General features: G+C 72.4%; 21 protein-coding genes and 1 riboswitch. Of the genes, 6 read left to right on the top strand and 15 right to left on the bottom strand.

Translation table 11 applies throughout. The features are described from left to right. Positions 1-12: 12 nt before the first annotated feature. Positions 13-771 (bottom strand): lysophospholipid acyltransferase family protein, encoded by a 759-nt coding sequence (locus tag ACZ6S6_RS01800; protein ID WP_362953530.1) that lies wholly within the window; start codon positions 769-771, stop codon positions 13-15. A 296-nt stretch (positions 772-1,067) separates the two neighbouring features. Between ACZ6S6_RS01800 and ACZ6S6_RS01805 the strand changes: the two genes are divergently transcribed. Both ACZ6S6_RS01805 and ACZ6S6_RS01810 read left to right on the top strand, forming a co-directional pair. Then, positions 1,068-1,847 carry an alpha/beta hydrolase gene (locus tag ACZ6S6_RS01805; protein WP_469703082.1) on the top strand — a complete coding sequence of 260 codons (780 nt, stop codon included), beginning with the start codon at positions 1,068-1,070 and terminating at the stop codon, positions 1,845-1,847. Continuing rightward, a complete protein-coding gene (locus ACZ6S6_RS01810; protein ID WP_469703084.1) occupies positions 1,840-2,520 on the top strand; it encodes a hypothetical protein in 681 nt (226 codons plus the stop codon). The genes ACZ6S6_RS01805 and ACZ6S6_RS01810 overlap by 8 nt, the downstream gene beginning before the upstream one ends. A 6-nt stretch (positions 2,521-2,526) precedes the next feature. Here the strand turns inward: ACZ6S6_RS01810 and ACZ6S6_RS01815 are convergent, their stop codons facing one another. From ACZ6S6_RS01815 to ACZ6S6_RS01840, 6 genes are all read right to left on the bottom strand, one after another. Then, a complete protein-coding gene (locus tag ACZ6S6_RS01815; RefSeq protein WP_362953525.1) occupies positions 2,527-3,288 on the bottom strand; it encodes an endonuclease/exonuclease/phosphatase family protein in 762 nt (253 codons plus the stop codon). Positions 3,289-3,370: 82 nt separating this feature from the next. Then, positions 3,371-4,312 (bottom strand): ROK family glucokinase, encoded by a 942-nt coding sequence (locus ACZ6S6_RS01820; protein WP_362953523.1) that lies wholly within the window; start codon positions 4,310-4,312, stop codon positions 3,371-3,373. A 73-nt stretch (positions 4,313-4,385) separates the two neighbouring features. After that, positions 4,386-4,844 carry a DUF5304 domain-containing protein gene (locus ACZ6S6_RS01825; protein WP_362953521.1) on the bottom strand — a complete coding sequence of 153 codons (459 nt, stop codon included), beginning with the start codon at positions 4,842-4,844 and terminating at the stop codon, positions 4,386-4,388. A 129-nt stretch (positions 4,845-4,973) separates the two neighbouring features. After that, entirely contained in the window at positions 4,974-6,221 is a 1,248-nt protein-coding gene (locus ACZ6S6_RS01830) for an ArsA family ATPase (protein WP_469703091.1), read from the bottom strand. Between the two features lie 4 nt (positions 6,222-6,225). Next, the gene (locus ACZ6S6_RS01835; protein WP_362953518.1) at positions 6,226-6,675 is read right to left on the bottom strand and encodes an SRPBCC family protein; all 450 of its coding nucleotides are present in this window, start codon (positions 6,673-6,675) and stop codon (positions 6,226-6,228) included. A 122-nt stretch (positions 6,676-6,797) separates the two neighbouring features. Then, positions 6,798-7,604, bottom strand: a complete 807-nt coding sequence (locus tag ACZ6S6_RS01840) for a metallophosphoesterase family protein (protein ID WP_469703096.1) — start codon at positions 7,602-7,604, stop codon at positions 6,798-6,800. 279 nt (positions 7,605-7,883) lie between these two features. On the opposite strand from ACZ6S6_RS01840, the gene ACZ6S6_RS01845 reads away from it, so the two are divergent. Further along, positions 7,884-9,680, top strand: a complete 1,797-nt coding sequence (locus ACZ6S6_RS01845) for an AMP-dependent synthetase/ligase (RefSeq protein WP_469703099.1) — start codon at positions 7,884-7,886, stop codon at positions 9,678-9,680. 96 nt (positions 9,681-9,776) lie between these two features. Here ACZ6S6_RS01845 and ACZ6S6_RS01850 read toward each other — a convergent pair whose 3' ends face one another. Continuing rightward, positions 9,777-10,919, bottom strand: a complete 1,143-nt coding sequence (locus ACZ6S6_RS01850; RefSeq protein WP_362953513.1) for a glycosyltransferase family 4 protein — start codon at positions 10,917-10,919, stop codon at positions 9,777-9,779. A gap of 111 nt (positions 10,920-11,030) precedes the next feature. Here ACZ6S6_RS01850 and ACZ6S6_RS01855 point away from each other — a divergent pair, with 111 nt between their 5' ends. After that, positions 11,031-12,263 carry a glycosyltransferase 87 family protein gene (locus ACZ6S6_RS01855; RefSeq protein ID WP_469703104.1) on the top strand — a complete coding sequence of 411 codons (1,233 nt, stop codon included), beginning with the start codon at positions 11,031-11,033 and terminating at the stop codon, positions 12,261-12,263. Here ACZ6S6_RS01855 and ACZ6S6_RS01860 read toward each other — a convergent pair. The 5 genes from ACZ6S6_RS01860 to ACZ6S6_RS01880 all read right to left on the bottom strand — a co-directional run bounded on the left by ACZ6S6_RS01860 (position 12,220) and on the right by ACZ6S6_RS01880 (position 17,756). Continuing rightward, positions 12,220-13,473 carry a gluzincin family metallopeptidase gene (locus ACZ6S6_RS01860; RefSeq protein WP_469703107.1) on the bottom strand — a complete coding sequence of 418 codons (1,254 nt, stop codon included), beginning with the start codon at positions 13,471-13,473 and terminating at the stop codon, positions 12,220-12,222. The two genes, ACZ6S6_RS01855 and ACZ6S6_RS01860, sit on opposite strands and share 44 nt — an antisense overlap. A gap of 62 nt (positions 13,474-13,535) precedes the next feature. Further along, complete coding sequence (locus tag ACZ6S6_RS01865; RefSeq protein WP_469703111.1) at positions 13,536-14,567, bottom strand: C40 family peptidase; 1,032 nt, start codon at positions 14,565-14,567, stop codon at positions 13,536-13,538. Positions 14,568-14,804: 237 nt separating this feature from the next. Further along, a complete protein-coding gene (locus tag ACZ6S6_RS01870) occupies positions 14,805-15,830 on the bottom strand; it encodes a C40 family peptidase (protein WP_469703113.1) in 1,026 nt (341 codons plus the stop codon). 284 nt (positions 15,831-16,114) lie between these two features. Next, positions 16,115-17,476, bottom strand: coding sequence for an NYN domain-containing protein (locus ACZ6S6_RS01875; protein WP_469703115.1), 1,362 nt, complete (start codon positions 17,474-17,476; stop codon positions 16,115-16,117). Between the two features lie 37 nt (positions 17,477-17,513). Beyond that, the gene (locus tag ACZ6S6_RS01880) at positions 17,514-17,756 is read right to left on the bottom strand and encodes a hypothetical protein (protein ID WP_024494175.1); all 243 of its coding nucleotides are present in this window, start codon (positions 17,754-17,756) and stop codon (positions 17,514-17,516) included. A gap of 162 nt (positions 17,757-17,918) precedes the next feature. On the opposite strand from ACZ6S6_RS01880, the gene ACZ6S6_RS01885 reads away from it, so the two are divergent. Next, positions 17,919-18,653 (top strand): rhomboid family intramembrane serine protease, encoded by a 735-nt coding sequence (locus ACZ6S6_RS01885; RefSeq protein ID WP_362953503.1) that lies wholly within the window; start codon positions 17,919-17,921, stop codon positions 18,651-18,653. After that, complete coding sequence (locus tag ACZ6S6_RS01890) at positions 18,650-18,931, top strand: Lrp/AsnC family transcriptional regulator (RefSeq protein ID WP_123470113.1); 282 nt, start codon at positions 18,650-18,652, stop codon at positions 18,929-18,931. Before ACZ6S6_RS01885 ends, ACZ6S6_RS01890 begins: the two co-directional genes overlap by 4 nt. Before the next feature lie 53 nt (positions 18,932-18,984). Here ACZ6S6_RS01890 and ACZ6S6_RS01895 read toward each other — a convergent pair whose 3' ends face one another. Together ACZ6S6_RS01895 and trpD are read right to left on the bottom strand one after the other, a co-directional pair. Continuing rightward, positions 18,985-20,370 (bottom strand): aminotransferase class V-fold PLP-dependent enzyme, encoded by a 1,386-nt coding sequence (locus tag ACZ6S6_RS01895; RefSeq protein ID WP_469703117.1) that lies wholly within the window; start codon positions 20,368-20,370, stop codon positions 18,985-18,987. Between the two features lie 173 nt (positions 20,371-20,543). After that, positions 20,544-20,661: riboswitch (SAM riboswitch) on the bottom strand. Between the two features lie 83 nt (positions 20,662-20,744). Beyond that, positions 20,745-21,809: an anthranilate phosphoribosyltransferase gene (gene trpD, locus ACZ6S6_RS01900; RefSeq protein WP_362953499.1), complete on the bottom strand. Its 1,065-nt coding sequence runs from the start codon at positions 21,807-21,809 to the stop codon at positions 20,745-20,747. Positions 21,810-21,903 lie beyond the last annotated feature (94 nt).

Raw genomic sequence — 21,903 nt, forward strand, 5'->3', positions numbered from 1 at the left:
CCGGCGCGCGCTTCAGGCGCCGCCGCGGTCCTCGTCCATACCCTGCTGCTCGTCCCGGCCGCCGGACGCGGCCTGCTTGGCGGCCTCCGAGCGCCGCTTCGCCTCCTCCGCGATCTGCCGCTTGGCGGCGGTCGCGTAGATGTCGACGTACTCCTGCCCGGAGAGCTTCATGATCTCGTACATCACCTCGTCGGTGACCGAGCGCAGGATGAAGCGGTCGCCCTCCATGCCGTGGTACCGGCTGAAGTCGAGCGGCTTGCCGATCCTGATCCCCGGGCGCATCAGCTTGGGCATCACCTGGCCGGGCGGCTGGATCTTCTCCGTGTCGATCATCGCGACGGGGATCACCGGCGCCCCGGTCGCGAGCGCCACCCGGGCGAGCCCGCCGGGCTTGCCCCGGTAGAGGCGGCCGTCGGGCGAGCGGGTGCCCTCCGGGTAGATGCCGAAGAGGCCGCCGCTCTCGATCACCTCGATGCCGGCCTTGATCGCCGCCTCACCGGCGCCCCGGGCGCCCGAGCGGTCCACCGGGAGCTGGCCGACGCCCTTGAAGAAGGCGGCGGTCAGCTTGCCCTTGACGCCGGGCGCGGTGAAGTACTCGGCCTTGGCGATGAAGGTGACCTTGCGGTCCAGGACGGCGGGCAGGAAGAAGGAGTCGGAGAACGACAGATGGTTGCTCGCGAGGATCGCGGGTCCCTGCGCGGGAATGTTCTCCAGGCCCTCCACCCATGGCCTGAACGCGAGCTTCAGCGACCCGCCGATGGAGAACTTCATAGCGCCGTAGATCAACTCGGGTGCCTCCAGTGTGCTGTCCGGCAGACCTCAGGGCCTGCCCGGCGGCTCGCGGCCGGGGTCGCGACATCCGGCACGGCGCCTCACCCTGTCCGGCTGCGATCCCCCGGACAGACCCTAACCCGTGCCGCCGTCCGTGCTCCCGCCCGGCACGGCCCGGGGTACCCGGCCCGTGCCGGTGACGGCCCTGGTCGGTGTCGGCCCGGTCGCGTACGGTGAAGTAATCCTTCCGCACTCCCCCTTCGCTCCCCTGCGAGCCTCACGAACAGGAGACCCCGGTGCCGGTCCTTCCTGGAGCCGAGCCGTTCCGCCACGAGGGCGGAGAGGTCGGCGTCCTTCTCTGTCACGGATTCACCGGTTCCCCGCAGTCGCTGCGCCCCTGGGCCGATTACCTGGCCGGACGCGGGCTCACGGTCTCGCTGCCGCTCCTCCCCGGGCACGGCACCCGCTGGCAGGACATGCAGGTGACCGGCTGGCAGGACTGGTACGCGGAGGTGGACCGGGAGCTGCGGTCGCTGCTGGAGCGGTGTTCCCAGGTCTTCGTCTTCGGTCTCTCCATGGGCGGAGCCCTCGCGCTGCGGCTCGCGGCGAAGCACGGTGACGCGGTCCGGGGGCTGGTGCTCGTCAACCCGGCCAACAAGGTGCACGGCCTCGCGGCGCACGCGCTGCCGGTCGCCCGCCATCTGGTGCCGACGGCGAAGGGCCTGGCCAGCGACATCGCGCTGGAGGGTTCCGAAGAGGTCGGCTACGACCGGGTACCGCTGCACGCGGCGCACTCCGTACGGAAGTTCTTCCGGCTGGTCGACGCCGAACTGCCGCAGGTGACCCAGCCGGTCCTGCTGCTGCACAGCCCGCAGGACCATGTCGTGCCGCCCGCCGACTCGGCCCGGATCCTGAGCCGGGTCTCGTCCAGGGACGTCGAGGAGATCCTGCTGGAACAGAGCTACCACGTGGCGACGTTGGACCACGATGCGGAGCGGATCTTCGACGAGAGCTATTCGTTCATCGGCCGCCTCGCTCCGAGCGTCGGGAAGAAGGGGAGCACGTCCGGTGGCTGAGCACAACGCGGATCGCGCGGGCGGCGAGGAGGAGCGCGAGCCGCTCCCCGCCGAGGGAGCGGCCGTCCCCGATGACGGCGGCGCACCTCCGTCGGAGGCCCCGGGCATCGCCCAGGGCGGCGACGGGGAGCGGCCGGTCGACGAGGAGGCCGTCTGGGAGGCGATCGTCGCGGGGTACGGCGACGAGCCGCCGGACCCGCCGGGCGCCAGGCCGTTCCGGTCCATCGAGGACATCGCGCTGCTGGAGGACGGTCCGCTGAGCGCCCTGGATCCGGACAAGGGCATCGGCAAGCGGCCGCCCAAGCCGCCGGAGAAGCCGCTCGGCAGCTCGGTGGTGTTCGCCCCCGGCGTCGGCAACGGCCCGCGCGACTACGAGCCGGCGGAGCCGGCCGCGGGTGACACGGACGGCGGGGACGACAGCGGCGAGGGGCACTTCGTGCCGCCGGAGCCGCCACCGCTGCCGGAGGCCGACGTCACGGCGAAGTTCGCCTGGCTCGCGGTGATCGGCGGGCCGGTCCTGCTGCTGCTCGCGGTGCTGCTCCAGTGGGAGATGACCTGGTGGCTGACGACGGTCTGCGTCGGCGGCTTCCTGGGCGGCTTCGTGACGCTGGTGGCGCGGATGGAACACGACGACGAGGACGGCGACGACCCCGGCCGCGGCGCGGTGGTCTGAGCCGCCCTACGGCGTACCGGCCGCGGGCACCCGCAGCGCGGCCAGCACCGGCAGGTGGTCGGTCGCGGCCCGCAGGTCGCCCCCGGCCACGCCGGGCAGCCCGGCCGGGACACCGCAGCCGAGCACCTCGATGCCCCGGGTCGCGAAGACCGCGTCGATCCGCTTGCGCGGGTCGTGCGGCGGGAAGGTGTGCTCGCCGCCCCGGGGCCGTACGGTCCAGCAGTCCTGGAGCCGCCCGGCCAGCCGCCGGAACGCCTGCCCGCCCGGGACCTCGTTGAGGTCACCGCCCACCACGGCGTGCTCGACCCCCATCGCGTCCAGCCGGTCGAGCAGCGCCTCCGCCTGGGCGAGGCGCTCCTCGCGCTGGAGGCTCAGATGGCAGCTGAGCACTCCGATCCGGGTGCCCGCGATCCGGACGACCGCGGTGGCGAAGCCCCTGCGGTGCAGTCCGGGGGTGAGCGGCAGCAGGACGTCCTCGGTGCGCTCCACCGTGGCGCGCAGCGAGCAGAGCAGCAGCGGTCCGGCCGCGGTGGCTCCGCCGCCGAGGACCACCAGATCGGTGGCGCGGGCGAGCCGGGCGGCACGCTTGCGCCAGCGGAAGAAGCGCGGCGCCTCCTGGACGAGGACCAGATCGGGTGCGCAGCCGCGGATCACCCGGGCCAGCGCCGCACGGTCGTCGCGCATCGACCGGATGTTGTAGCTGAGCACTCTGATGACGGCCGAGCCGTCCTGCTCGGTACGGGATTCTGGCAGCGACGTCATGGCCATGGCGCTCACGATACGACGGACGCCCGCCGCGCTCCGAGAGGAGTGCGACGGGCGTCCGTCATGTCCGTGGTGCCTGGGTGGATCAGCCCTGCCGGGCCAGGTCCGCTGCGCCCACCAGCCCGGCCTTGCCGCCCAGTTGGGCCGCGAGAACCTGGGCGTGCGGACGCCACTCGCCGCCGATCAGCCAGCGCCGGAACGACTTGCGGATCGGGTCGAGGACCAGATCGCCCTCGTCCGAGACGCCGCCGCCGACGATGAAGGCGGACGGGTCGAAGAGCGAGGCGAGGTCGGCCAGTCCCGCGCCGGCCCAGCGGGCCAGCTCGCGGAACGAGTCGACGGCCACCGGGCAGCCCTGCCGGGCGGCCTCACTGATGTGCTTGCCCTCGATGCCCTCGACCGTGCCGTCGCCGAGCGCCAGCAGGATCGTGGCGTTCTCGGGGGTGGCGTTGGCCCGCTGCTTCGCGTACCGGACGAGCGCCCGCCCGGAGGCGTACTGCTCCCAGCAGCCCTGGCTGCCGCAGCCGCAGAGCAGACCGTCCGGGACGACCCGGATGTGGCCGAACTCGGCGGCCACGCCGAAGCGTCCGCGGCGCAGCTTGTTACCGATGATGATGCCGCCGCCGAGGCCGGTGCCGAGCGTGATGCAGATGACGTCCTCGTGGCCCTGGCCCGCGCCGAAGCGGTACTCGCCCCAGGCCGCCGCGTTGGCGTCGTTCTCGACGACCACCGGGAGGCCGACGCGCTGCTCGACCTTGTCCTTGAGCGGCTCGTGCCGCCAGTTGACGTTCGGTGCGAACAGCACCGTGGCACGCTTGTCGTCGACGTATCCTGCCGCGCCGATGCCGACCGCCTCGATCGCGTGCCCCTCGCTGGCGCCGGACACCGCCGCCGCGATCGCGTCCACGATGCCTTCGGCCGTCGGCGGGGTCGACACCTTGAAGGTCGAGAGGATGTGGCCCTCTTCGTCGACCACTCCAGCTGCGATCTTCGTGCCGCCGATATCGACGCCGATGGTGAGTCCCATGAATCCCTCAGTTTCGGTCGAGCCCCGCTGGGGCAACCGTACCCGAGGCCGGGCCCCGCCCTGTCGGCGCCGGTCAGTCCAGGTCGATCTGCTCGCCGGTGCCGGGCCCCTCGTCTCGGGGGTCGGTCGCGTCGTCCGCCTTCTTTTCGGTGCCCGCGGGGTCCCCCGCGCCCTGGGTCCAACGGCGTTCCTGGCCCTCGACGGCCGAGCGGTAGGCGGCGAGCAGTTCGCCGCCGGCCGCGGCGATGTGATCGAAAACGTCGGGGTTGCGCTCGATGACGGGTTCGACCGCGGACTTCGCCTGCTTGATGACCTGCTGGACCGCGCCCTGGGCCGCCATGCCGAACAGCGGCGACTGGAGGGACGAGACCTTGTCGGCCACGGCGTCCATCAGCTTGCGCAGCTCCTCGGCGGCGGAGCCGGGCGGCGGACCGTACTCGGCACGGCGGCGGGCCTTCTCGGCGGCGAGGTCCTCGGCGCAGGCCTGCGCCCACGCGTCGTCGTCAACGGGACGATCGGTGGCTTCGCTCATGGCGGACTCCTGCGACGTGGGTGGCCGGCGGCCCGGCACACGGGACCCGTACCTACGACGGTACCCGAACGGTGGCAGGGCCTGTCGTCGAACTGACGACGGCGGTTTGGCGACAGGCCCCCGGGCCGTTCAGCTCGTCCTGGGCCACAGGTCCGCGTCGGGCGTGAACCGGACACGGAGCACGCCGTCGGTGAGCGAGGCGCCGGAGACGGTGCAGCGGCGCAGCGCGGACTCCAGGGGCACGATGCGGTGGAACGGGCCGACGGTGAGCAGGAGTTCGTCGCCGCGGCGGACCAGCTGGAGGTCCTTCTTGACCGCCCCGGGCAGCCGCAGGCACCAGATCAGTATTCCGTCCGGGCCGTCCGGGCCGTCCGGGCCGTCGGAGCCGTCCGGGCCGTCCTGCGCGCCGGACTCCTCGATCCACCAGGGGTTCTCGGCCCGGCCGGTCCCCCGGTCGGCCACGGCCACGGCCGGCGCGGTGTCCCCGCCGGTCAGGGCGGCCAGGTCGGCGGGGCCCTGCGGGTCGCGGCCCAGGTGCGGCACCTCCACCGGCGGGGCTCCGGCGGCCCACTCCTCGCGCCAGTGGTCGAGGCACTTCTCCTGCTGGGCGGCGAGCGCCGCGAACCAGGGGTCCGGGGAGTGCCGGGGCAGCACCCGGTTGGCCACCAGGGCGTCCACGCGCACTCCCTGGAGGGCGAGTCCGGTCCGGGCGGTGCGCAGCGTGTCCTCGGCGGCCGGGCCCGGTTCGGCGACCAGCCGGAGCGTGGTGGCGCGGTCCTCGATGAGGGCCTGGACGGCGGCCAGTTCGGCGTCGCGCCGGGCGGCGGCCTCGTACAGCCAGTGTGCGGGCATGGGCACGCCGGCCAGCTGGGCGAGCATCGGGCGCAGGGCGCGGGCGGCCTGGCGTTCCTGGGGCAGCAGCCGGCGCAGGTAGCGGCGCAGCTGTTCGGGCAGGGCCAGCAGGGCGAGGGCTTCGCGCAGCGGCGGCAGGTCGACGACGAGGAGCTCGTAGCCGTGGCCGGACCAGTCGCCCTGTGCGGCGCGGCGCAGGCTCTGCAGAAGGGCGAGCTGGCCGCTGCCGGGGAGTTCGGTGAGTTCCTCGCCGTCCAGCTGGTTGCCGCCGAGCATGCCGAGTACGCCGGACAGCTGGTCCTGGAGGGCGAGGAGTTCGCCGCGGAAGGTCTCCGCGGAGTCGGTCCGCACGGACCACAGGGTGTCGGTGACCCGTGCGGGTTCGGTGGCGGAGGGGAAGCCGGGTATGGCGTCCGCCGAGATCAGCAGGGTTCGGGCGCCTCGGCGGGAGCCGGCCAGCGCGGTCGCCGCCGCGACGGTGGTACGGCCGGCGCCGCCGGGGCCGGTGACCAGGACCGTACGCACCGGGTCAGGCCTTCGGGACGGACTCGACGCGCTTCTTCAGTCCGGCCAGGGCGCGGTCGATGATGACCTTCTCCGCCTTGCGCTTGATCATGCCGAGCATCGGGATCTTGACGTCGACGGTCAGCCGGTAGGTGACCTCGGTGCGGTCGCCGTCGCCGAGCGGGGCCAGTGCGTAGGAGCCGTCGATGGCACGCAGCATCTGGGACTTGACCAGGGTCCAGCTGACCTCGTAGTCGCCGATCCAGGTGTACGCGAGGGTGTGGTCGTCCTTGATCGCTCCGGCGTCGAGGACCAGGCGGACCTTCTCGGCGCGGCCGCGCTCGTCGGCGGCGAGCACCTCGGCCTCCTTGACCTCGCCGGTCCATTCCGGATAGCGGTCGAAGTCGGCGATCACGCCCATGACGTCGGCCGGTGCCGCCTCGATGGTGATGCTCGAGCTGGTGTGTTCAGCCATCGCTGTGGCCCTCCAGTGCGGTGTACCGGTCGATCGGCAGAGACCTGCCGCCAGAAGGCTATCGCGTGTGCGCCGCGCCTCGGCCCAGGGCCTGCCGGGATGCCCGGTGCGGCCGGGCCCGGTCACCACTCCAGCGCCCACGGCCTCCCGGTCGAGGCGAAGTGGCCGACGTTCACGCACTCGGTGGCGCCGATCCGCATCCGGCGGACCAGGGGCTGGTGGACATGGCCGAACACGGAGTACCGGGGGCGGGTACGGCGGATGGCGTCGAGCAGGGCCCGGCTGCCGCGTTCGAAACGGCGCGCCACGGTGTCGTACGTCAGCTCCGGGACGTCGGGCGGAATGTGGGTGCAGAGCACGTCGACCTCACCGACCGCCTCGATCTTGGCGGCGTACTCCTCGTCGCTGATCTCGTACGGGGTGCGCATCGGGGTCCGGAGCCCACCGCCGACGAACCCGAAGACGCGGCCGCCGATCTCGGCGCGTTCGCCGTCCAGGACGGTGGTTCCGGGGCCGGCGTACTCGGGCCACAGGCCGGGGATGTCCACGTTGCCGTAGGTGGCGTACGTCGGAGTGGGCAGCGCGGCGAACATCTCGGCGTACTGCTTGCGCACCGCCGCGACGATCGCGGTGTCGCGGTCCACGCCCGTCCACAGGCCCCGGCCGAAGTCCCGGGCCTCCTCGAAACGGCGCTCGGTGCGCAGCGCGACGATCCGGTCGGCGTTCTCCACGCCGAAGAGTTCCGGGAAGATGCCGCGCGAGTGATCGGCGTAGTCGAGGAAGAGCACCAGGTCGCCCAGGCAGACGAGGGCGTCGGCGCCGTCCCCCGCGCGGGCCAGCGCCTCGGTGTTCCCGTGCACGTCACTGACCACGTGGATGCGGGTGCGCCGCTCGGCGGCGGCCCCCCGGCTGTTCGGTCCGGCCCTCATGACGATCACCCTAGGTCCCCCGCGTCCGCCTGGGTAGAGGCCATCGGACCTGCGGTTACTTCCAGGGCCCGGCCGGGGTGCACTACTGTGCGCGAAAGGCCAGCCGATATGTGTGACGCGTAAGACATCTGGCCGGAACCCCCTATCCGGAACCGAGTACTGGTGGGTAACGTCCGGGCAGTCCAGTCGTGCTCACCCCACTGAGCACCCGCCGTCTTGGACCGCAGCCGGTGCGTCACACAGAGCCGTGGCACCGGAGCCCGATGAGGAGCAGCAGTCTTGCGCGAGTTCAGCCTTCCGGCCCTGTACGAGGTCCCCTCGGACGGCAACCTGACGGATCTCATCCGCCGCAATGCCGCTCAGCATCCCGATGTCGCGGTGATGGGCCGCAAAGTGGCGGGTGCCTGGACCGACGTCACCGCCACGCAGTTCCTGACCGAGGTCAGAGCCGCGGCCAAGGGACTGATCGCCGCCGGTGTCGAACCCGGCGACCGGGTCGCCCTGATGTCGCGCACCCGCTACGAGTGGGTGCAGCTGGACTTCGCGATCTGGAGCGCGGGCGCCGTCACCGTGCCGGTGTACGAGACCAGTTCGGCCGAGCAGGTCCAGTGGATCCTCGGCGACTCGGGCGCCGTCGCGGTCCTGGTGGAGAGCGAAGCGCACGCCGACGCCGTGGCCTCCGTGCGCGACCGGCTGCCGGAGCTGCGCCATGTGTGGCAGATCGACAAGGGCGCGGTCGACGCGCTCACCGCTTCGGGCGCGGAGGTCTCCGAGGAGACCGTGGATCTGCGCAGCGGGAGCGCCAAGGCCGACGACCCGGCCACCATCGTCTACACCTCGGGCACCACCGGACGCCCCAAGGGCTGTGTGCTCACGCACCGCAGCTTCTTCGCGGAGTGCGGCAACGTGGTGGAGCGGCTCAAGCCCCTCTTCCGTACGGGTGAGTGCTCCGTCCTCCTCTTCCTGCCGGCCGCGCACGTCTTCGGACGGCTGGTCGAGGTCGCCTCCGTGATGGCCCCGATCAAGCTGGGCTGCGTACCGGACGTCAAGCACCTCACCGATGAACTGGCCGCGTTCCGGCCGACCCTGATCCTCGGGGTGCCGCGGGTCTTCGAGAAGGTCTACAACTCGGCGCGGGCCAAGGCCCAGGCCGACGGCAAGGGCAAGATCTTCGACAGGGCCGCGAACACCGCGATCGCCTACAGCCGCGCGCTGGGCACGCCGCAGGGTCCGTCCGTGGGCCTGAGGTTCAAGCACAAGGTGTTCGACCGGCTCGTCTACAGCAAGCTGCGGGCCGTGCTCGGCGGACGCGGCGAGTACGCGATCTCCGGCGGTGCGCCGCTCGGTGAGCGGCTCGGGCACTTCTACCGCGGGATCGGCTTCACCGTCCTGGAGGGCTACGGCCTGACCGAGACGTGCGCGGCGACCGCCTTCAACCCGTGGGACCGCCAGAAGATCGGCACGGTCGGCCAGCCGCTGCCCGGCTCGGTCGTGCGGATCGCGGACGACGGCGAGGTGCTGCTGCACGGCGAGCACCTGTTCTCCGGGTACTGGAACAACGAGACGGCGACGGCCGAGGCGTTGGCCGACGGCTGGTTCCACACCGGCGACATCGGCACCCTCGACGAGGACGGCTATCTCGCGATCACCGGCCGCAAGAAGGAGATCATCGTCACGGCGGGCGGCAAGAACGTCGCTCCCGCCGTCATCGAGGACCGCATCCGCGGGCACGCCCTGGTCGCGGAGTGCATGGTGGTCGGCGACGGACGCCCGTTCGTGGGCGCGCTGGTGACGCTGGACGAGGAGTTCCTGGGCCACTGGGCCGAGGAGCACGGCAGGCCGGCCGGCTCCACCGCCCTGTCGCTGCGCGAGGACCCGGAGCTGCTGGCCGAGGTGCAGCGGGCGATCGACGACGGCAACGCGGCGGTGTCCAAGGCCGAGTCCGTACGCAAGTTCCGGATCCTGGCCGCCCAGTTCACCGAGGAGGCGGGCCACATCACGCCGTCGCTGAAGCTGAAGCGGAACGTGGTGGCGAAGGACTTCGCGGACGAGGTCGAGTCGATCTACCGCACCTGATCCGCGTGACGCTTACGCAGGGGCCCGCACCGCTTTCCGGTGCGTGACGCTTACGGACGGGCCCGCACCGCTTTCCGGTGCGGGCCCGTCCGGCGTTCAGAGCAGCGCCCTGAGCCTCTCCGCCAGCAGGTCCCAGCGCCACTTCTCCTCGACCCAGGCCCGGCCCCGCTCCCCCATCCGCCGGCGCAGCTCCGCGTCGCCGAGCAGCGCGACGATCCGCTCCGCCGACTCCTCGGCCGAGCCGCCGCGCACCACCCAGCCGGTCTCGCCGTCGAGCACCGCGTCCGGGGCGCCGCCCGAGTCGCCCGCCACCACCGGCAGCCCGGTCGCGGACGCCTCCAGGTAGACGATGCCGAGCCCCTCCACGTCGAGGCCGCCGCGCCGGGTGCGGCACGGCATCGCGAAGACGTCACCGGCCCCGTAGTGCGCGGGCAGTTCCGCCCAGGGCACGGGGCCGGTGAACCGCACGGAGTCCAGCACCCCGGTCTCGGCGGCCAGCTTCTCCAGCTCCCCGGCGTACGGTCCGCCGCCGACGATCAGCAGGACGGCGTCGGGCACCTCGGCCAGGATCGCGGGCATCGCGAGGATCAGGGTGTCCTGGCCCTTGCGGGGCACCAGCCGGGACACGCAGACGACGACCGGCCGGTCGGTGAGCCCGAGCCGGGCGCGGACCAGATCGCCGCCGGAGTCCGGGTGGAAGGTCTTCTCGTCCACGCCGGGCGGCAGCTGGACCATGCGGTCAGCGGCCGCCGGGGTGAGCGCGGCGGCGATCCGGGACCGGGTGTACTCGCCGAGATAGGTGATCGTGTCCGTGCCCTCGCCGATCCGCCGCAGCAGCTGCCGGGAGGCGGGCAGCTGGGCCCAGCCGGCCTCGTGCCCGTGCGTGGTGGCGACCAGCCGGCGGGCACCGGCCCGGCGCAGCGCCGGTGCCATCAGCCCGAGCGGGGCGGCGGCGCCGAACCAGACGGACGAGCAGTCGTGGGTGCGCAGCAGCTGGACGGCGCGCCGGGTCACCCGCGGGGTCGGCAGCAGCATCGTCGTACGGTCGCGGACCACGGTGAAGGGCTGCTCGGCGTCGAACGCGGCGGTGGCGGCGGCGCCCTCGGGGCCGCGCTTCCAGGTGGAGGCGTAGACGACGATCCGGTCCGGGTCCAGCCGCAGCGCCATGTTGTGCAGGAACGCCTGGATGCCACCGGGGCGGGGCGGGAAGTCGTTGGTCACGATCAGGGTCTTGTCCATCGCCGCCGACAGTACCGGGCGGAGCAGGCCCTTCGGCTCTCGCACGGACCGGCCGGGCATCATGTCCTGTCGTACCACCGACGGAACCGACGGAACGGACGAGGACGGGACATGACGGGTTCGAGCAGCGCACAACCGGCCTTCGTGGTGTGGGCCCTCACCAGGGCGCTGCTGCTGCTCTGTGTCATCAAGGTGATCACGCTGCCGGGGGCGGACGTGACGAACGACGTCTCGGTGATCTACCACGGCTGGTACGACGTGCTGCGCTCGGGCAGCTACCCGCAGTCCGACGTCACCTGGCAGTACCCGCCGGTCGCGGCGCTCGCGATCCTGTCCCCCGCCCTGCTGCCGTTCCTGGACTACGCCTCGGCCTTCTTCGTCCTGGCGTTCCTCTGCGACGCGCTGGTGCTGGGTCTGCTGCTGTACGCGGGCCGGGGCGCCGCCCGGCGGACGGCCGGGGCGTGGGTGTGGGTGGCGGGGGTGCCGCTGCTCGGTGCGACCGCGTACGCCCGGTACGACGTGATGGTGACGGCCGTCGCGGTGGCGGCGCTGCTGGCCGGTGTCCGGCATCCGCGGGTGATGGGAGCGCTGGCGGCGGTCGGGGCGACGCTGAAGGTGTGGCCGGTGCTGCTGCTCGCCGGTACGGCGCGCGGGCGCCGCACGCGTCTGGCGTGGACGACCGCGGCGGGGGTGGCGCTCGGGCTGCTGGTGCTGTGCGCGGTGGCGGCGCCCGGCGCGCTGGCCTTTCTCGGATTCCAGCGCGACCGGGGCACCGAGGTCGAGTCGCTGGGGGCGCTGGTCTTCCATGTGGCGCGGCAGTTCGGCTGGCGGGGCCGGGTGGAGCTGCACTACGGCTCGCTGGAGTTCCTGGGCCCGCACGTGCCGCTGGTGAGCACGCTGGCGCTGGGGCTGAGCGTGGTGGCGTTCGGCTGGCTGGTGGTGTGGCGGCTGAGGGCGCGCACGTTCGGCGTGAGTACGCCGGCGGACGCGGCGTTCACCGCGGTGCTGCTGTTCACCACCACGAGCCGGGTGATCAGCCCCCAGTACATGCTGTGGCTGGTCGGTACGGCCGCGGTGTGCCTGGTCTTCCGGGAGAGCCGGATGACGCTGCCGGCCTGTCTGGTGCTGGTGGCGACGGGTGTCACCCAGCTGGAGTTCCCGCTCGGGTTCATCCATGTGGTGACGAGCGACGCGACGGGCGTGACGCTGATGTTCCTGCGCAACGGGCTGCTGGTCGCCGCGACGCTGATCGCGGGCGGGCGGCTGTGGCGGGACACGGTGACGCGGCCGGCCCACGGGGTCAGCCGAGCCGGTCGCGCACGTACTCCCGCCAGCGCGCCGTGAAGTCCTGCGGAGTCGTGCCGAGCACCTCGTGCAGGGCCTGCTCCACCGCTCCGTCCCGCCCTGAGTGCCCTCCGACGGCCCGGTAGAAGGCGAACAGCTTCTCCTCGCCCCAGCGGTCGGCGACGAGCTCGCAGGCCAGCCAGCCGCCCTCGTACGCCCTCGCCAGCCGGTCCGGGTCCTCGGTGAAGCCGAAGTCCTCGTCGGTGGGCAGGTCGGCGGGCGGTTCGCCGCGCCGGACGGCGTCCGCCAGCTCGGGCGCGACCTCGGCGGCGGTGCGCTCCCCCTCCCGGTAGGCCGCCCAGTCGGCGAAGCCCTCGGAGAGCCAGGTCGGGGTGGCGGCGGAGGTGCGGGTGCGGGTGGCGACATGGGTGGTCTCGTGGGTGAGGACGACGCGCTGCCCGAAGGCGCCGAGCATCGCGTACGCCTTCGGGTTCACGATCACCCGGTCAGCGGGCGCCGTGCCCGAGCCGCCGGTCTCGCCGGTGGTGACGGCCGCTATGCCCCGGTAGTTCGCGGCGGGCGACCCGAGCAGCTCCGCCATGTCCCGCACGGTGTCCGGGACCAGCACCACCACCCGCCCCGCCCAGTGCTCCGGCCAGGCGTCGGAGACGGCGGGCACCGCCCGGTCCGCGGTGGCCGCGATCCGGGTCAGCTCGTCGCGGGAGCGGCCGACGCCCAGCACCAGGCTGTGCGTGCCGCGCACCACCTCGATGTCGCCCTGCTGCCAGAGCTGCCGGCCGCCGCCCTCGGCCGGGCGGTCGGCGGTGAGGTACCAGCGGCCGTCCGCCGGGTCCCGTTCGAGGTCGAGGACCCGGTCGACGGAGACCGGCGCGCTGTCGTAGCCCTTGATCCGGTAGCCGAGCCGGACATCGGCGGTGGCCCGGTCCGCGCCGTGCGTTGAGACATCGGTGAGCCGGTACGTCCAGGAGCCGATCGGCATGTCCGCGAGGTGGCCGATCTCCTTGCGCTGCGCGGCCCGCAGGTCGGGGGCGTCCTTGGCGACGACCGCGGCGTAGGCGTCCGGGTCGTGGTGCAGCACCGCGGCGGCCCGCCGGTCCAGGGTGGCGCGGATATCGGCGGCGGCGGTGTCCGGGGCGTGACCGGCCGGGGCCGAGCAGGCGGTGGCGCACAGCAGCGCGGCGAGCACGGCGCCCGCCGCGCGCCGTCGTCCACCGCCTGCCCGCCCCGCGGTACGCCCCTGATCAGCCACAGGAACGAGAGTAACGACCTCACCCGCGACGCCGCTGCCCGTCGTGGGCGAGGGCGTAGGGGTCAGACCCGGGTGACCGAGGAGACGGGCATCATGCCGACGGGGTCGTAGCGGACCGGGGCGCCGGGGTACGGGGCGTGGATGACCTGGCCGTTCCCCACGTACATCGCGATGTGGCTGGCGTCCGCGCGGTAGGCGACCAGATCACCGGGCCGGGCCTGGGAGAGCGGCACCCGGTGGCCGGCGTACCGCTGGGCCTGCGAGGTGCGGGGCAGGCTGACCCCGGCCTGGGCGTACGCCCACTGCATCAGCCCGGAGCAGTCGAATCCGGAGGGCCCGCTCGCGCCCCAGACGTACGGGCGGCCCAGCGCCCGCTGGACGGCCATGACGGCGGCCGCCGCCCGCGCCGAGCCCGCCGGAAGTCCGGCCGTCGTCCCCGTCACGGTGTCCCGGCCGTCGCGCGAGGCCCGCTCGGAGGCCAACCGGTCGGTGCCGGGCAGCGATCCGAGCAGCCGCCTGGCCTCGGTGAGCTTGCGTACGACGGTCCGCTTGTGACGGCTGACGGCGGCGCGGCCGCGCTCCAGGCCGGCGAGCGAGCCGGCGGCCTCCGCCCGGATCTGGGCCAGCGCCCGCTGGGCCCTGCGGAGTTCGGACAGGGCGCCCGCCCGGCTGTCGTTCACCCGGCCGAGGACGGCGGCCCGGTCGAGGTAGTTGTCCGGGTCGCAGGAGAGCAGCAGGGCGACCGAGGGGTCGATGCCGCCGGACCGGTACTGCGCGCGGGCCGCGGAACCGAGCGCCGTACGCATCCCGTTGACGCGCTCCTGGCCCCGGGCCGCCCGGTCCTGCGCCCGGCTCACCTCACCGCGCAGCCGTCCGACGTCCTCACCGGCCTTGTTGTACTGCTCGGTGGCGTGCTCGGCCTCGGCGTAGAGGCGGTCCACCCGGGCCCCGGCGGACTGCGGGGTGTCCTGCGGACCGGCGTGCGCGGTGGCCGCGCCGAGCGTCGCGGCGGCGGTCGCCGCCGCGGCCGACAGGACAGTGACCCGGGCGCTCCGGCTCACGCCGGGCTGTGTGGAACGGCGATGGGACACCACAGGACGCCGCACTTCCTTCCGCTGTACGCAGATGTGCGCAGCCCCTGCCGCCCGGGGCGGGCGGGCCGACACGTGGAGCTGCGCGGCAGCCAGACAGTAGTCGCGCGATCACACAGCGGACAAAGGCCGCGCCGGGCGGACGGGAGGCACAAATGACGGCGCCCCGCCGGTGACCTGTGGTCTCCGGCGGGGCGGGCGGTCAGTACGGGGCGCGGGAATTCGCCCGTTCGGGGGTGATCAGATGCGCACGGCGGTCTGGTAGGCGCCGACGGTGTTCATCGACTCGAAGCGGACCACGGCGCCCGGCTTCGGGGCGTGCAGCACGGTGTTGTTGCCCGCGTAGAGCGCCACGTGCGAGGTGTTGCTGAAGAAGACGAGGTCGCCCGGCTTGAGCTGGCTGCGCGCGATCTGGGTGCCCTGGTTGATCTGGGTGTACGTGGTGCGGGTGATCTGGGCACCGGCCTGGGCGTAGGCCCACTGGGTCAGGCCCGAGCAGTCGTAGGAGCTGGGGCCCGTGCCGCCGGAGACGTACGGCTTGCCGACCTGCGTGGAGGCGGCCTGGAGGGCGGCCCCGCCGAGACCGGAGGCCGGGGCCTCGTTGCCGAGTTCCACGCGGTCGCCCGCGTCGCGGCTGGCCCGCACGTCGTCCTTGCGCATCTTCTCGCGCTCGGCGGCGGTCAGGGTGTTGAGCACCTTCTGCGCCTCGGCGAGCTTGCCCTGCTGCTTCTTCTTCTTCTCACCGAGCGTCTTGCGGACGTCCGCGAGGTCGCTCAGCTTGTTCTGGGCCTCCTTGCGCTCCTGCGCGAGGGACCGCTGCTTCTCCTGGATCTTCTGCATCGACTCGGCCTGCTTGGCCGTCAGCTGATCCAGGGCGGAGGCCTGGTCGAGGAAGCTGTCCGGGTCCGAGGCGAGGAAGAGCTGCACGGAGGGGTCGATGCCGCCGGAGCGGTACTGCGCGGCGGCGAGCGAACCGAGGCCGGAGCGGAGCGTGTTGAGCTCCTCCTGGCCGCGGGCCACCTTGTCCTGCAGCGCGCCGACCTGCTTTTCGAGCTTCTCCTGCTTCTCCTTGGCCCCGCTGTACTGCTCGGTGGCCGTCTCCGCCTCGTGGTAGAGCTTGTCGACCTTCTCCTTGACCTCGCTCTTGGTCGGCTTGGGGTCGGCGTGAGCGGCCTGGGAGGTCAGGGCCACGGCCGCGGCGGCGGTCGCGGTGAGCACGGTCACACGGGCGCGGCTCGGGTTCTTGGGACGACGGTGGGACGCCACGAAGGCGAGCTCCTTCTTCCGTGAGCCGCCTACCGGGCTGTGGGGGACACACATCCCCGGCTCCGTATGGATCACGGACTCGGCGGTTCCTTCACTGCCACCCCGGGTGGGTGATCAACCGTGCGAAGGTTCGAGGCCCGACCATAGTGACCATCCTGTGATCAGTTCAAATCCTCGCAGGAAAAATCTCGTCACAGCCGGTACTTCTTTACCCACACCACACTGCGTGTAGCGGCGAATTGACGGCCCGTTCCGTAATTTCCGACACGCCGCAACAAGTCTCGCTAAACGCGCGAAAGCCGCTTCAGGAGCAAGAGGGACGCAACGGGCCTGGCCCCCGCCTTCGCCACTCCGTCGGCCACCTCGCGGTCGGTGGAGACCACCACGACGGGCCGCCCGGACGGTTCGGCACGGGCGAGCTGCCGGATGAGCTCGTCCGCGGTGACCCCGGCCCTGCTGAACAGCACCCGCACTCCCCGGGGCGGCGCGAGCAGTACCGGAGCGGCCAGTTCGGCCCCGTCGAAGACGCAGGTCATCTCGGCGCCCGTCTGGGCGGCGAGCACCGACAGACCGCCCAGCAGCCGCAGCCGCTGCTTCTCCAGCGGCATCTGCGGATAGCCGGTCTTGGTGACGTTGTAGCCGTCCACGATCAGATGCGCCTGCGGCAGCGCGAGCAGTTGGTCCAACAGCGCAGGATCGGTGTCCGAAAGGGCTCTGGCGGCGATGTCCTTGGGGGACATCCGGCCCGGCTCGACGGCGTCGACGGTGTCCGCGGGACGCATCGAGGAGGGCGGCAGCGCCAGTTCGCGCCGCAGTCCGCCGGCCGCTTCGAGCACCGTGTCGAGCAGCAGCCGCAGCCGCATGTCCTCGACCGACCGGCCCTCACGCGCGGCCCGGCGTCCCGCCTCGACGGACGCCTCCGCCTCGCTGAGCCGCGCCCGCAGCCTCCGGGTCTCGCTCTCCGCGGCGGACACCTGCACGGCCGCCTCGGCCCGTACGGCGTCGCTCTCGGTCCGGCCCCGGCGCAGCGCGGCCTCGCCGCGCTTCACCTCGTTGGCCGCGCTGCGCAGTTTGCGCTGGAGCGACTCGGCCTCCTTGCGGGCCGCGTCGAGGTCGCCGCGGAGCCGTTCGGTCTCGCTCCTCGTCTGGGCGCGGGCCTGGACGAGTTCCTCGCGCAGCCGTTCCAGTTCGCGCCGGGTCTCGTCGTCCACCCGCTCGGCGCCGGCCCGCTCGGCCTCCTCGCCCGCGGCCGCGAGGAGCTTCACCCAGCCGGCCGGCCGCAGCACATAGGCCGCGGCGGCCACATCGACGGGGTCGGCGGCAGCGGGCGGCGAGCCCGCCTCCAGGGCGGCGCTCAGCTCCGGCTGGGTCTCCCTCAGCCGTTCACCGATGCGCCGGCGGAACGACGCGTCGCCCTCCAGGGCGGCCGCCATCGCGTTCCCGGCGAACTTGGCACGCCGGTTCGGCGTGAAACGGGCGTACTGTCTGAGCTGAGCCGGGAGTTCGGTGACCGTGAGGCCGCCGAACGCGTCCGAGACCAGCGCGACGACCCGACGCCGTACGCCTTCGGGCAGCGGACGGTCGAGCACCTCCACGGCATCGTCGGCCGCATCGGCCGACGCGGCGCCGCCAGCGGGCTGCTCCACCATCCGTCACCTCAAACTGTATGTCCGCACGGCCCCGTCAGGAGTCGGCACCCGGCCTGTCCACTAGCTCGATCTGGTCCACCGCGTTGCACCAACGACAGCGCACCGACTCGATGGTCTCACTGACCACCTCGCGTTCCTCGACGCTCGATTCCCCGGCCAGGTCGAGATGGACGTATTCGACTACCTTGGAGGAGCGCGTCACGTCGAATCGCGTGAGGTTTCCGCAGAGCGTGCAGCGCCAGCGGGTCGCCTCGGTCGGCTGGGGAACCGTCGTCATCGTTGCGTCCTCTTTCGTCGGGCCTCGTGCTGCCACTTAAAGGATCTTCGCGGTGCGCCGTCGAACTGCGGATGTCCTGCCGTAACCCTACGGCCTCGCCGCATACCACCGGCACGGCGAGGCGGTCTGTCCGGTTCCCTCCGCTTGAGCCATGCTCTGTTCATGATCGATCGGCGGGCTGCGGCCGGCAGACTCCTGCGGGCGGCCACCTCGGGCGGACCGCCGGTGACGTACGCCCTCATCGCCCTGTGCTGCGTGGTCTTCGCGATCAGCCCGCTCTCCGGGCTCAACCCGGTGTACGGCGGCGCGGACGCCCTGCTGTCCGCCCAGGCCGGGTACTTCGAGCGCTGGGGCGTGATCCCGAGCGAACTGTGGGACGGCTCCGCACACGCCCTGCTCACTCCGCTGACCGCGCTCTTCGTGCACGGCAGCTGGCTGCATCTGCTCGGCAACATACTGTTCCTGTACGTGTTCGGAGCGATGGCCGAGGAGCGCATGGGCCACACCGAGTTCGCGTTCTTCTACCTCGGCTGCGGCTACCTCGCGCTGCTCGCCTACGCGGCCGCGCACGCCACGTCCGACCAGACACTCGTCGGCGCGTCGGGGGCGATCTCGGCGGTGCTGGGCGCCTTCCTCTACCTCTTCCCCAGGGCCCGGGTCACCAGCGTGTTCCCGTTCCTGCTCTTCCTGCCGCTGCGCTTCCCCGCCTGGATCGTGCTGATCTTCTGGTTCGTGCTCCAGTGGCTGGCCGCCGAGGGTGCGGGCAGCGGCCCCGGCGTGGCCTATCTCGCCCATGTGGTCGGCTTCGCCATCGGCTTCCTCTACGCCTGGGGGCGCTACCGGCGTGACGCTAGAGTGAGATCTCCAGTCGCCACCGAGGGAGAAAGCCAGCCGTGATCACCGCGATCGTGCTCATCAAAACCAGCGTGGACCGGATCCCCGAGATCGCCGAGGCCGTCGCGGCGCTGGACAGCGTCAGCGAGGTCTTCTCGGTCACCGGTACGTACGACCTGATCGCCATGGTCCGGGTGGCCAAGCACGACGATCTGGCCGACGTCATCCCCGGCCGGATCAGCAAGATCCCCGGCGTCGAGGGGACCGACACCCACGTGGCGTTCCGTACGTACTCGCAGCACGACCTGGAGGCGGCCTTCGCCATCGGCCTGGACGCATAGGTACATGGGTTCGGCCGGGTACGGACAGCTGTCCGTACCCGGCCGAACGTGTTTCACGCCCCTCGGACCTGGGCGGTGCCCCGGTCCGGGACGCAACGGCCGTCCTCGGTGCGGTACTTCCACTGGGCGCCCTCGCTCACCAGTTCCCTGACCGCCCGCACGAAGCGCTCGATGTGCTCGTCCGGCGTACCGGCACCGAAGCTGACCCGGATCGCGTTGAGCGACCTCTCGCCCGGCTCGGCCTCCGGCGCACCGCACTCACCGATGTCCTGCGGGTCGCTGCCGAGCAGGGTGCGCACCAGCGGGTGGGCGCAGAACAGTCCGTCGCGCACCCCGATGCCGTACTCGGCGGAGAGCGCCGCGGCGAAGTGCGAGCTGTTCCAGCCCTCCACGACGAAGGAGATGACGCCGACCCGCGGGGCGTCGTCGCCGAACAGCGAGAGCACCTTGACCTCGGGGACCTCGGCGAGGCCGGCGCGGACCGCGGTGACGAGCTGCTGCTCCCGGGCGACCAAGCCCTCGAATCCGGCCTCGGTGAGCGCCTTGCAGGCGGAGGCGATGGAGTAGACGCCGATGACGTTGGGGGATCCGGCCTCGTGGCGGGCGGCGGTGGTGTGCCACTCGACGTCCACCCCGCCGCCGGTGCGCCGGGCGACCTTGCGGGAGGCGCCGCCGCCGGCCAGGTAGGGCTCGGCGTCGCGCAGCCAGTCGGAGCGGCCGGCCAGGACGCCCGAGCCGAACGGCGCGTACAGCTTGTGCCCGGAGAAGGCGACCCAGTCCACGTCCAGCTCGGTGATGTCGACGGGGTGGTGCGGGGCCAGCTGCGCGGCGTCCAGCACGATCCGCGCGCCGTGGGCGTGCGCGGCGGCGGCGAGTTCCTTGACCGGCCACAGCTCACCGGTGACGTTGGAGGCGCCGGTGACGCAGACCAGCGCGGGGCCGTAGGGGTCGCGGTCGGCGAGTGCCCGCTCCAGCGTGGCGACGGCCTGGGCGGGGGTGCGCGGGGCGTTCAGGTAGGTCACCCGGGCGTCGCGCCAGGGCAGCAGCGACGCGTGGTGCTCGGTCTCGAAGACGAAGACCTGGCAGTCGGCGGGGACCGCGGCGGCCAGCAGGTTGAGCGAGTCGGTGGTCGACCGGGTGAAGATCACCTGGTCGTCGGCGCGGCAGCCGAGGAACTCCGCGACGGTGACGCGGCTGGACTCGAAAAGGTCCGTGGAGAGCTGCGAGAGGTAGCCGGCGCCGCGGTGGACGCTGCCGTAGTACGGCGCGTACGCGGCGACGTCGTCCCACACCCGCTGCAGGGCCGGGGCGCTGGCGGCGTAGTCCAGCGCGGCGTAGGCGACCTCACCGCCGGTCACCAGCGGGACCGTCACATCCTTGCCCAGAACCGGCAGAGGGGCACAAATGGACTGGTCGGCGGCAGCGGTGAAGACAGACATGACGGACTCCCGTAACAGGCAGGCGAATTCCGCGTGCCCGCGGATACGCGGCAGCACGGAAGGAAGAAAAGAGGGTGTGCGGAGGAGGGCCGAAACGCCCTATCGCATTCGCTTGCTCACAGAGGCTCCCTGAGGACCAGGACCCCACGGGTGGACATCTCACGACGTCGAGGGGTCCGCGCTTGCCGCAGACCTCGCTGCCTACGGCCTGGTCTTCACCCGGGGCACCCCGCCACGGACGGAGGGTTGCCGGACAGCGGGCCGGGGCCGTAGTCGCTGTCACTCATGACCTGCCCAGCATCTTGCCATACGTGCCGGAACGCGCAAGGCGCGGTCCATGATCTGGACCGCGCCCCGCTTCACCTTCCGTACGCTCAGGCGTTGCTGGCCCTGACCCATCTCTCCAGCACGCGCCCGGCGGACCCGGAGTCGATGGACTCGGCGGCCTTCGCGATACCGGCGGCGAGCTGCTCGGTGAGCGTGCCCTCCCCCTGGTCCAGCGCCACCAGGGCCGCCGCCGCGTTGAGCAGGACGGCGTCCCGTACGGGACCGGTCTCGCCGGCCAGCAGCCGGCGGGCCACATCGGCGTTGTACGAGGCGTCGGCGCCGCGCAGCGCTTCCACCGGCACCAGGTCCAGGCCGACATCGCGCGGGTCGAAGGCCTGCTCGCGCACGACGCCGTCCCGGGCCACCCAGACGCGGGAGGTCGCGGTGGTGGTCAGCTCGTCCAGGCCGTCGTCACCGCGGAAGACCAGCGCGGAGTTGCCCCGTTCGGCGAGCACGCCCGCGACGATGGGCGCCATCCGCAGGTCGGCGACGCCGATGGCCTGGGAGCGGACCTGGGCCGGATTGGTGAGCGGGCCGAGGATGTTGAAGGTGGTCGGGGCGCCCAGCTCGGACCGTGCCTTCGCCGCGTACCGCAGGGCGGGGTGGAACTTCACCGCGAAACAGAAGGTGATGCCCGCTTCCTCGGCCACCTCGACCACGCGCTGCGGCGGCAGATCCAGGTTGACGCCGAGCTTGCCCAGGACGTCGGAGGAGCCGCTGGCCGAGGAGGAGGCGCGGTTGCCGTGCTTGACGACCTTGGCCCCGGCCCCCGCCACGACGATGGCGGACATGGTGGAGATGTTGACCGTCTTGGCCATGTCGCCGCCGGTGCCGACGATGTCGACCGTACGGCCGGGCACGTGGATGGTGGTGGCGTGCTCGTACATGGCACGGACCAGACCGGTGACCTCCGTGACGGTCTCGCCCTTGGCGCGCAGGGCCACCGCGAAGCCGGCGATCTGCACGTCGGTCGCCTCACCGCTCATGATGCGGTCCATCGCCCACGCGGTGTCGTCGGCGCTCAGGTCCTCGCCGCGCAGCAGCGGGGTCAGCACGCCGGGCCAGGAACGAGCCGCCACGCTGTCGCCGCCGACCGGGGTCACAACGTTCATGGTCCGCTCCTGGGGTCCACAGCCGATAAAGGGATGTGACCACCCTATCGAGCGCCGGGGACAGCGAAGAGCCCCGTCCATCGTATGGATGGGC

It is taken from the genome of Streptomyces sp. NPDC048671 (assembly GCF_055587045.1).